The organism is Streptomyces sp. NPDC046197, assembly GCF_040646295.1.
Lineage (GTDB): Bacteria > Actinomycetota > Actinomycetes > Streptomycetales > Streptomycetaceae > Streptomyces.
This window is the reverse complement of record NZ_JBEYZY010000059.1, coordinates 16,643-27,116: the sequence shown is the minus strand read 5'-3', so window position 1 is coordinate 27,116 and position 10,474 is coordinate 16,643. Positions and strand designations below refer to the sequence as shown.

Here is a 10,474-nt window from a genome sequence, read left to right as displayed (position 1 = left end):
AGCTGGCACCTCACCCCGGCCACCGCATAAGCAAGAAGGGCCGCCCGGCCCACGGCCGGGCAACCCTTCACCAAGATCTTCATGAGTCTTCTAGGCTGGCGCGGTGACTGATGAGCAGGAGCGGGTGCAGCCGTCGGGAGTGTGGGCCACGGCGGTGGGGGTGGCCAGGGTGCGGGCGCTGGAGACCGAGCGGGAGAACGCGCTGTTCCGCGACCCACTGGCACAGGCCTTCGCCACCGCCGGCGGCCTGTGGCCCTCCTCGCCGCTGCCCGATGACGAGGCCGCGCGACGCCGCCGGCTGGCCGTGTCGTTCTCCATCGTCATCAGGACGAAGTTCCTCGACGACCTGTTGCAGCAGGCCTCCGCGTCCGGGGTCCGGCAGGTCGTGCTGCTCGGCGCCGGCATGGACAGCCGGGCCTTCCGGATGGACTGGCCCGAGGACACCCGGCTGTTCGAGGTCGACACCGCCGCGCCACTTGACTTCAAGGCTTCGGTGCTGCGCCAGGAGCGGGCCGTCGCACGCTGCGAGCGGATCACCGTCGCGGTGGATCTGCGTGAGGACTGGCCAGCCGCGCTGGCCGCCGCAGGGCACGACCCGGCCGTGCCGACCGTGTGGATCGCCGAAGGACTGCTGATCTATCTGCCCGAGGACGCGGTGGAGCTGCTGCTGGCCCGGATCAGCGCGCAGTCGGCGGCAGGCAGTCGGATGGGGCTGACATTGGGCTCGCGCGGAGTGATCGAGCGCTTCGGCGCGGACGCCGCGCCGGGATCGGCGGCGTCCATGTGGGTCTCGGAGATGCCCGACGACCCGGTGGGCTGGCTGGCCGGGCACGGCTGGGAGGCCGACTGCCACACCCTGCGCGAGCGCGCTGCCGCCTACGGCCGCCCGATCAGCACCCCACCCCGGCGCGAGGAGCGGCCCGGCGGACTGATCTCGGCGGTCCGCCGGTAGAGCGCCTCCCGGTTCCCTGGATGATCGATCCCGGGGGGCCTGATGAGTGGAGCCAGATTCATGCGCGGCCAGCCAAGTCATGCGCGGACGTCCAGGGCGCGGACGGTGGCACCTCTGGCACGACCTGCGCGAGGCCGCCGAACAAACCGTCGCACAGCATCGCCGCTGCCTGCGGTTCTTGTGGCCGAGACGCCTGAGCCCGAGCCACACCAGGCCCCGGCGGAAGAGATCTCCAGCTCGCTATGGCGGACCGGTCACCGCTTCGCCGACCGCACCCGGACCACGCACGCCGCCGTCCACGCACTGCTGAGGCGGGGCGTCTGACGGACCGGCTCGACGCCGTCCGGATGGACGATCTGCCCAGCCTCCACATCCTCGCCGCAGGCATCGACCGCGGCCTCGACGCCGTAATCGCCGGACTTACCCTGCCCTGGAAGTCGGGACCCGTCGAAGGGCACGTCAACCGGATCAAGATGCTAAAGCGCCAGACGTTCGGCCACGCCGGCTTTCAACTCCTGTGTCAACGTGCCCAATTGGCGTGACGGAGGTTTCAGTTCGCCGGACGGCCGGCGCCCTCACAGGGATGGCCGATCCGGCGAGCCCTGTCGCACGGCCGTCAGCGATGCTGTCTCGCGTGTCGCCATAGGACGTGAACGACACGGGCAGCCCCAAGAACTCCAGCGACCGAACCTCCTGCGGCCAGCAAGAACGTGTTGACGGCGGGAGGGAACTGCCACACGACAACCGGGCCGGCAATCGCCGCGAACACGACGGCGCCGAGCAAGCATGCGCTGAGCAGCGCATAGCCGATCTCAACCGTGATCTCGTCCCGCTCGGCCTGACTTCGTCGCCTTGTCCGCATGACTTAAGCATGACATTGAGGCTGGCGGAGGAACGATGCTATCGGCCTGCCTCGCACCCCCTCGGTTCGCGCGCAGCCGCCGACGAGGCGGCAGAAAGGTGTCGATCCCGACGATCGTGCGGTTTGCCGTGGGTCGTGTTCCAGCGCTTCAGGAGCTGGACCGTGCGGGCGAAGGCCACCTCTGTGCCGGAGATGGCCTCCAGCACCATGCGGGCGTGAGTCATCGGCCGGCGCGGCGGGAGCCCTGCGTGACAGCCCGGCATTCCTGCCCGGGCTGTCGCGCGTGCGGCGGCCGTCGACAGGCTGACGTGACGTGGACGAGACGTCTCGCAACGTGGGATCCGAAGCCGCGAGACGCCCCCCAGCCCAAGCAGGTTCAGCTCTACCCAAGACGCCTCAGCCAACGCGCATGCCCTCCGTGTGTGCTGCCGTTCACGCGTACGCGCTGTCAGTGGGGACGGTGAGCCGGAAGCCGATGCCGCGGACGGTGGCGATCCAGGCCGGGTCGCCGAGCTTGCGGCGCAGCGCCGACACGTGCACGTCGAGTGTGCGAGTAGGGCCGAAGTAGTTCGGGTCCCACACCGTGTCGAGGATCTGCTGGCGGGAGTGCACGGCGCCAGGATCGCTGGCCAGTTGGGCCAGGAGGTCGAATTCCTTCGGAGTGAGGGTGAGCGGGCGGCTGTTGATGGTGACGCCCCTGGTGCGCCGGTTGATGGTCAGCGGGCCCAGGCGCTGGACGCCACGCTCCTGAGGCAGTTGCGCGTGTGGGGAGCTTTGAAGGGGCACGGCGGTTGCGGCGGTACCGGTGTTCAGTGGGGCGTGCCGCTCCGGGTGGGTGCGGCGGGTGACGGCTCGGATCCGGGCCACCAACTCGCGTACGCCGAAGGGCTTGGAGAGATAGTCGTCCGCTCCGACCTCCAGGCCGACGACGCGGTCTGTTTCCTCGCTTCGTGCGGTGATCATGATGATGGGGACAGTGGACCGGGCGCGCAGGGCCCGGCAGACATCGATGCCGTCCATGTCGGGCAGTCCGAGGTCCAGAAGGACGAGGTCGGCGGTCGAGGCCGACAGAGCGGAGGCTCCGGATCTCACGTGGTCGACGGCGAAGCCGTAGCGGTTCAGCCCCTCCATGATGGGGCCGGCGATCCGGTCGTCGTCTTCGACGAGGAGGAGCCGCATGGTCTCCGGTGTGGGTTCGGTCGGGATGACCCGCTCGCCCCCTGCGGTGTACGAGGGATCGGTGTTCGTCGTCATGCGTGCATCCCTTGAAGTGCGGCGGACGGCACGACCCTACGACCGAGGAGAGCAGCACAGGGCCAGAAGCCCTCCAGCACAGTGTTAGGAGATGGCCAATTTTCGGCTCACCGCTCACTGTTGCCAGTCGGATGCAGCAAGCGGGCGTTCGGTGGGGGTGGGTGACACCCCGTCGTGCCTTCCCCACATCGCCGACCGGGTACGTCGCGGATGGGCTGTGCGGTGTGGTTCGGCGGTCCTGAGGCGGACAACGGCATCGAGCCCCCCGCCGGAGGCGGTCCGCAGGGTCACCTCGCCGCCCGAGGCACGAGCCAGCTGCTTCACAATGGGCAGGCCGAGCCCGGTGCCTTCGTGGTCGGCGTCGTTCGCCCGCCAGAAGCGGTCGAAGGCGCGTTGCCGCTGTTCCTCGGTCATGCCCGGGCCCTGGTCGATCACGTGCAGTTCGACGGTTGCGGGTGCACCGCTCGCCCAGGCGGTGGCCAAGGTGATTGTGGTCTCGGGCGGCGAGACCCGCAGCGCGTTGGAGAGCAGGTTGTCGATGATCTGCTCCAGGGCGTCGGGGATGGCCCACACCCGGCCGATCCTCGGGCCGGTCACGTTGATGTCCACATAGTGCTCGCCGGCGAAGGCGGCCCACACGGCCGCGCGGTCGGCGATGACGGAGTCCAGGTCGGTGGCCTCCGATTGGGTCGCCGCGTTCTCCAGCCGGGCCAGGGCGAGTAGCCCCTGCACCATGCGACTGAGCCGCTCCACCTCGCCCACCGCCTCGTCGAGGCTGCGTTGTGCCCGTGGGTCGAGGTAGGGCTCGAAGTTCTCCAGTCGCAGCCGCAGCGAGGTCAGGGGCGTCTTCAGCTGGTGGGACGCCTCCGAGGCGAAGGCGTGCTGGGCTTTGAGCAGATGCTGCAGCCGGGTCGCGGTGCGGACGAAGCTGGCGGCCAGGCGCCGCAGCTCGGGGGGCCCGAGGTCGGTGGCGGGCAGGTCCTTCAGGGTGCCGTCGGCGAGCTGCATCGTGGCGTGCTCCAGCGCCCGTACCGGGCGGGTGATCCAGCGGGCCAGCGCGAGAGCTATCAAGGCAACGGCCGCCAGCACCCCGAGCCCCACGGCTGCCAACGCCAGCCAGGCGTCATGAACCTTGGACGTCACTGTGGTGAGGGGAAACGACGCGCGTACGACGCAGCGGACGGTGCTGCCCGAGGCGCCCGGCACGGTGGCGAAGAAGACGTCTTCACCCAGGGCCGGTTCCTGCCGGGTTCCGGAACTGGACCGGTTGGCCAGAGCGGTTGCTATGCCCGGCTGGGTGGACAGGTCCGTACCGGTGGCCACCACGTTGCGTGAGTCGGTGAGCAGTTTTCCTTTACTGTCCACGACGATGACATGGCTGCGGGTTCGCCGCGCGAAGCTCGCCACCACTTCGGGGACATCCGTGACGCCCCGCCGCTCGACCTTCTCCTCCAGCACCTCTGCGAGCATGGCCGCGGCCTGCTGCCCATTGCCGGCGAACCGGGACATCTCCCCGCGGGCGTAGACGTAACCGAACGGCACTTCCAGGCACAGCAGCACCAGCAGCGTGAGGCTGAGATAGCTGAGCAGGAGGCGGCGGGTCACCGGTTACCTCCTTGGACGCTCTGTTCAACCTGCCTGGCGGCTGCGGCGTCGGCGGGTGGCGTGAGCCGGAATCCTACGCCGTGGATGTTGTCGATCCAGGCGGGATCACCGAGTTTGCGGCGAAGTGCGGCGATGTGGACGTCCAGGGTCTTGGTGGGGCCGAAGTAGTTCGGTTCCCATACGGAGTCCAGGATCTGCTGTCGCGTGCGGACGGCGCCGGGATCGTCGGCGAGGTAGGCGAGCAGGTCGAACTCCTTGGGCGCGAGGGCGATGGGGGTGCGGTGCAGGTGGACTTGGCGCCCCCGGCGGTCGATGGTCAGCGGGCCGATCTGCTGGGGGCGGGCCACCGGACGGGGTCGGTGGCCTTCCGGAGAGGGCATGGCCGCAACCGGCTCTGCTGCTGCGGGTCCGGCACGTCGGAGAACAGCGCGGATCCGTGCGACCAGTTCCCGGACTCCGAACGGCTTGGACAGGTAGTCGTCGGCCCCCAGCTCCAGGCCGAGAACCCGGTCGACCTCGTCGCTTCTCGCGCTGATCATGATGATGGGCACCTGCGAGCGCAGTCGCAGCGTCCGGCAGACATCGATGCCGTCCATGTCGGGCAGTCCCAGATCCAGCAGCACCATCTCCGCTTCCGCCGCGGCGAGTCCGTCGGCGCCGGTACGGGCGTGCTCGACGGTGAACCCGAAACGGCTCAAGCACTCCATCAGCGGGCCGGCGACCCGTTCGTCGTCCTCGATCAGTAAGACACGCATGCCGACAGACTCACAAGCCTGCGGTCTGCCGCGCCGGGAAAACGGATGAATGTCGCGCGGATTACCTTCGGCGAAAGTGAACAACCGTCTTCCTTTACTGCCTCCTGCCTGTCGTCGACCCTACGGGTTCGGCTACAGCACAACGTCAGCGAAAAGGCAACGCCACGCAAGCGGTCTGTTAAGAGAGCGCAGTGCGGGCTTTCGTCATCGAGCAACCGCCTCCCGGCAAGCGGCAGCCGGGCGCAGCCACTCCGCTCGCCGCGACGGGCAACATGGTACATGCGGCCAATTGTCCGACGACAGTTCCATTTTTCGGCGCGGTGGAACGGACGGAATGCTGGATCGATTCTGATGCCGGCCTTCCTTTTCTCTGCCAATCGGTTAACTAACGATCCCGTAACGTTGTCGGCAGCTGATCGCGGACGGCGCTCGCATTCGCGCTTTCCGTTCGCCTCCGCAGCTTCTCCCTCGCTTTCCTATGCCACGGGACGGTGAAACATGCCGTACAGCAGCACGATCGAGGAACTGCGCCACGTGCGCCCCGATCTGATCGCGCCCTTCATGTCCGCACTCCCCGGTGCGCGTGCCACGGTGCTCGGCCGGCTCTGGGGCGCATTCGCCCGCGAACCCCTTCCAGGTATCGCCGACCGCAACCACGACGCAGGCACGCTCGTCATCCGCCTCATGGGTGGTGGGCAGCTCGTGGGCCCGGCCTCCGCGGCCGAACGCTTCGCGCCGGTCCCCGCCGACTTCACCGTTCAGGGTCCCGACGGCCCGATCGCCGAGCCGGCCCGGCTCCTCGCCGCCCTCGGAGCGGGCACGGAGGCCGCGTCCCGTCTGGGTGCCGAGCTCGGCAACAGCATCGCCAACCTGGCCCTGGCCCGCGCGGCGAACCACGAGCCCCGCGAGATACGGGACTCCGCCGACGCCGAACAGGCCGTGGTCGACGGCCACCCGCAGCACCCCTGCTGCCGTACGCGCACCGGACTGTCCGTCGCCGAGGTGCTCGCTTATGCACCCGAGCACCGCCCCGTCATCGAGCTGGCGCTCGTCGCCGTACCGGCCGACCGCTGGCAGGCCACCGGCGACTGGCCGCAAGAACTGCGCGACGGCGACACCGTCCTGATGCCGATCCACCCCTGGCAACGCGCCCACGTACTCGCGCACCAGCCCGACCTGGCCGTCGTGGACCGTACGATCGCCGCCCGCCCGCTCCTGTCGATGCGGACCATGTCCCCCGTAGACGCCCTGCCCGGCTGCCACATCAAGACGGCGCTGGACGTGCAGGTCACCAACTACCGGCGTACCATCTCCCCGGCCGAGGTGGCCGACGGAGCCCCATTGTCCGAGCTCGTCACCGCCGTCGTCGACAAGGCCGGCCACGGCGAGAGCCTGCGCATCCTGCGCGAACTCGCGGGCGGCGCCATCCGCGTGAACGGCAGGCCCTCGGCGAGCCTGGCGGCGATGATCCGCGAGGCCGGCGAACGGCACCTCGGACCGGAAGAGATCGCCGTCCCGCTCACCGCCGTCCACGCCACCGGGGCCCGCATGGTGAGCGGCGACCCGGTCACCTGGCTGGCGGAGTTCGCCGGACTCGTCCTGCCACCCGCACTGACGCTGTTGTCCATGGGCGTGGCCCTGGAAGCCCACGGCCAGAACACGCTCGTCGCGCTGCGCGACGGACGCCCGGTGCGGGTGCTCTACCGGGACCTGGACGGCGTCCGCATCCACCCGGACCGGCTCGCCCGCCACGGCTTCTCGCTTCCGCCGCTGTCCGGCACCCGGGCCGGCAACGACGAGCCGGCGCTGCGCACCAAGCTGTTCGGCGGCCTGCTCAGCGGCGTCTTCAGCGAGCTGGTCTCCGTGTTGTCACGCACGCACGGCGCCGACCCCGGGCAACTGTGGGCAGCAGTGGCCGCCGTCGGCCACCGCGTCTACGCCGACCTGCCCGATGCGGGCGCAGACCGCGAGGTGTTCTTCGGCGACACGCTGCCGCTGAAGGCGACCATCGCGATGCGCCTGGCCGAAGCCTCCGGTGTCGCCCAGTGGACTCCCGTCCCCAACCCCCTGGCCCGCCACCGCTGACGGCCCGCTTCCAACCGCCGGGCCCGGCCGGCCTCCCCGCACATCTCCTTGCACCGACTGGAGTCCTTCCGCATGACCGTCCCCAGCACCACCGGCGCCGCTCTCGCCACCACCGACAGTCCCGCCCGGGTCGCCGACGCCGTCACCGCCCACACCCTGCTCAACTGCCTGATCCGCGAGGTCTCCGCGCCCGAGCGCCAGGTCACCGTCGACCAGGACCACCTGCTGCTGTCGCTGCCCCGTCGCGACATCCTGCTCCGCGTCCCCCTGCGCCGCATCTCCCTGATCGGCGCACACCGCTTCGACGGCCCGCTCAAGCGGTACGACGGCGGCGACTGGTCCGCGATCGGGTGGCGAGAGCTCGCCGGATACATCCAGGAGGAGCTGGAACTGCGTACCGGCGTGGCCAACGACGAGTTCCTGGCCCAGGTCGCCGACAGCCGGAACACCATCCACACCGTCCTGGAGCAGCGTGCCACGGCGGCCCTGCCGCAGGACCCGTACCTGGAGTCCGAGCAGTCCCTGGTCTTCGGTCACCGCTTCCACCCCTCGCCCAAGTCGCGCACCGGCGACCCCGAGGACTGGCTGGACTACGGTCCGGAGACAGGCACCCGCTTCCCGCTGCGCTACCTCGGCGTGCACCGGCGTCTGGTCCGTGAGGAGGGTGACCTGAGCAGGCTCGACGCGCTTCATCCGTACGGGCGAAGGGATTACGTGACCCTGCCGGTGCACCCGTGGCAGTACCGAATGCTCGGCGACCACCCCGCCCTGCGCGAGGCCCTGGCCGCCGGCTCGATCGTCGACACGGGCGTCGTGGGCCCGGACTTCGTCCCCACCGCCTCGGTGCGGACCCTGTACCAGCCGGACGCCGACACGTTCCTGAAGTTCAGCCTCAACGTCCGCCTGACCAACTGCGTCCGCAAGAACGCCGCGTACGAGCTGTCGGGTGCGGTGGCCCTCAACCGGCTCCTCCACCCCGTCTTCGCCGAAATCGGTCAGGCCCATGCCGGAAGCTCGTTGCTCGCCGAGCCGGGTTACCGCACCCTCACCGTCGACGACGACCTCTCCCTCGTGGAGGGCTTCGGCGTCATCGTCCGCACCGGCCTGCGCGAACACCTGCGTCCGGGCGTCACCCCGCTGCTGGCCGCCGCGATCGCCGACGAGCACCCCACCAGCCCGGCCCACGTCTCCCACCTCCTTGCCCGCGGTGACGGTGATGCGCTCGCCTGGTGGGACGCCTATCTCGGCCTGCTGCTTCCCCCCGTCCTGACCGCCTACTTCGCGCACGGCATCGTCCTCGAGCCCCACCTCCAGAACGTCGTCGTCGGAGTGGGCGGCGACGGCACCCCCGCCCAGGTCATCTTCCGCGACCTGGAGGGAACCAAGCTCATCCCCGAACACCACCGCCAGTTCCTCACCGCCCTGCCCGAGGACGTGCGCACTCCGATGACGTACGACGCCGAGCGCGGCTGGAACCGGGTGGCCTACTGCCTCCTGGTCAACCACACCGCCGAAGTCCTCGCCGCCCTCGCCGACACCGACCCCGCCCTGGAACCCGCCCTGTGGGGCCTGGTCCACGACCACCTCGACGCCTACTCCCGCAGCACGGGCGAGCCGCCCCGGCTGCGCGCTCTGCTCTCCGGCGTACCACTGCCCGCCAAGGCCAACCTGCTGCTGCGCTGGTCCCGGCAGGCCGACCGGCACGCCGGCTACGTCCCGCTGCCCAGCCCGCTGGGCGAGGGCTTCCCCCGCGAGGTGACCCGGTGAGGCAGCAACTTCTCCAGTACGTCGCCGAGCTGGACGCGGAAGACCTCCCCGCCTACCTCTACGACCTGCAGGACCTGCGCGAGCACGCGGCCGCCGTCCGCGCCACCCTTCCCGAGCGCGTCCAGCTCTTCTACGCCGCCAAGGCCAACTCCGACCCCCGGCTCCTTGACGTCCTGCGCGACCACGTCGACGGCTTCGAGGTCGCCTCCGGTGGCGAACTCCACCACATCCGTACCACCTGCCCCGGAACGCCGGTCGCCTTCGGCGGCCCCGGCAAGACACCCAACGAACTCGAACAAGCCCTACAGGCCGGAGTGGACCGCCTGCACATCGAAAGCGAACAAGAACTCCGCCTGCTCACCGCCCTGCTCGGTGAGCGCACCGTGGACGTCCTGCTCCGGGTCAATCTCCCGATCGACCTCGGCCCGGTGGCCCTCGCCATGGGCGGCCGGCCGAGCCCCTTCGGCCTGGACCCCGGCCACCTCGACCGCTGCCTCGCCCTCATCGCCGACGACCCCCGCATCCGGCTGCGCGGCGTCCACGTCCACCTCGCCAGCGGCCTCGATGCCGCCGCACACCTCGACCTCGCCGACCAGGTCCTGACCTGGGCGAGGGACTGGGCGAACCGCAACGGCGTGGAGCTGACCGAGGTCAACCTCGGCGGCGGCATGGGAGTCGACTACACCCGCCCCGACCGCCGCTTCGACTGGGCGGCCTACGGCACAGGCCTGCGCCGCCTGCTGGAAGGCCATCCCGACCTGACCCTGCGCATCGAACCGGGCCGCTCGGTCACCGTGTACTGCGGCTGGTACGTCACCGAGGTCCTCGACATCAAACGCAGCCACGGCCACCCCTTCGCCGTCCTGCGCGGCGGCACCCATCACCTGCGCACCCCGGCCGCCAAACAACACGACCAGCCCTTCACCGTCATCCCCGACGGCACCTGGGACCGGCCCTGGGAGCGCCCCCGGGCCGAGGACGAACCCGTCACGCTGGTCGGCCAGTTGTGCACGCCCAAGGACGTCCTGGCCAGCGGCGTGCAGGCAGGACGGCTGCACGCCGGCGACAGGATCGCCTTCGCCCTGGCCGGGGCGTACGCCTGGAACATCTCCCACCACGAGTTCCTGATGCACCCCACGCCGCAGTTCCACCACCTCGACCACGTTCCCGTCCCCGCCGGCCCCCGCCCGTAGA

7 protein-coding genes and 2 pseudogenes are annotated in these 10,474 nt (G+C 70.1%); 5 read left to right on the top strand and 4 right to left on the bottom strand.

What is annotated here, in order from left to right; translation table 11 throughout:
• Nucleotides 1-139 precede the first annotated feature (139 nt).
• Together AB0A61_RS38975 and AB0A61_RS38970 are read left to right on the top strand one after the other, a co-directional pair.
• On the top strand, nucleotides 140-952 hold the full coding sequence (locus tag AB0A61_RS38975) for a class I SAM-dependent methyltransferase (protein ID WP_361303776.1): 813 nt from the start codon (nucleotides 140-142) through the stop codon (nucleotides 950-952).
• A gap of 377 nt (nucleotides 953-1,329) precedes the next feature.
• Nucleotides 1,330-1,494, top strand: a pseudogene (locus tag AB0A61_RS38970) (ISL3 family transposase); the annotation flags it as partial.
• A 74-nt stretch (nucleotides 1,495-1,568) separates the two neighbouring features.
• Here AB0A61_RS38970 and AB0A61_RS38965 read toward each other — a convergent pair.
• From AB0A61_RS38965 to AB0A61_RS38950, 4 genes are all read right to left on the bottom strand, one after another.
• On the bottom strand, nucleotides 1,569-1,814 hold the full coding sequence (locus tag AB0A61_RS38965) for a DUF6332 family protein (protein ID WP_361303770.1): 246 nt from the start codon (nucleotides 1,812-1,814) through the stop codon (nucleotides 1,569-1,571).
• A gap of 432 nt (nucleotides 1,815-2,246) precedes the next feature.
• On the bottom strand, nucleotides 2,247-2,993 hold the full coding sequence (locus AB0A61_RS38960) for a response regulator transcription factor (RefSeq protein WP_361303773.1): 747 nt from the start codon (nucleotides 2,991-2,993) through the stop codon (nucleotides 2,247-2,249).
• Nucleotides 2,994-3,182: 189 nt separating this feature from the next.
• Nucleotides 3,183-4,673 (bottom strand): HAMP domain-containing sensor histidine kinase, encoded by a 1,491-nt coding sequence (locus AB0A61_RS38955; protein WP_361303767.1) that lies wholly within the window; start codon nucleotides 4,671-4,673, stop codon nucleotides 3,183-3,185.
• The gene (locus AB0A61_RS38950; protein WP_361303764.1) at nucleotides 4,670-5,428 is read right to left on the bottom strand and encodes a response regulator transcription factor; all 759 of its coding nucleotides are present in this window, start codon (nucleotides 5,426-5,428) and stop codon (nucleotides 4,670-4,672) included. Before AB0A61_RS38950 ends, AB0A61_RS38955 begins: the two co-directional genes overlap by 4 nt.
• Nucleotides 5,429-5,926: 498 nt before the next feature.
• Between AB0A61_RS38950 and AB0A61_RS38945 the strand changes: the two genes are divergently transcribed.
• The 3 genes and pseudogenes from AB0A61_RS38945 (at nucleotide 5,927) to AB0A61_RS38935 (ending at nucleotide 10,473) form a co-directional block, all read left to right on the top strand.
• Nucleotides 5,927-7,513: an IucA/IucC family protein gene (locus AB0A61_RS38945; RefSeq protein WP_361303761.1), complete on the top strand. Its 1,587-nt coding sequence runs from the start codon at nucleotides 5,927-5,929 to the stop codon at nucleotides 7,511-7,513.
• Nucleotides 7,474-9,280, top strand: a pseudogene (locus AB0A61_RS38940) (IucA/IucC family protein). The gene AB0A61_RS38945 and the pseudogene AB0A61_RS38940 overlap by 40 nt, the downstream one beginning before the upstream one ends.
• Nucleotides 9,277-10,473, top strand: a complete 1,197-nt coding sequence (locus AB0A61_RS38935; RefSeq protein WP_361303758.1) for a type III PLP-dependent enzyme — start codon at nucleotides 9,277-9,279, stop codon at nucleotides 10,471-10,473. Before AB0A61_RS38940 ends, AB0A61_RS38935 begins: the two are co-directional and overlap by 4 nt.
• Nucleotide 10,474: the final 1 nt, after the last annotated feature.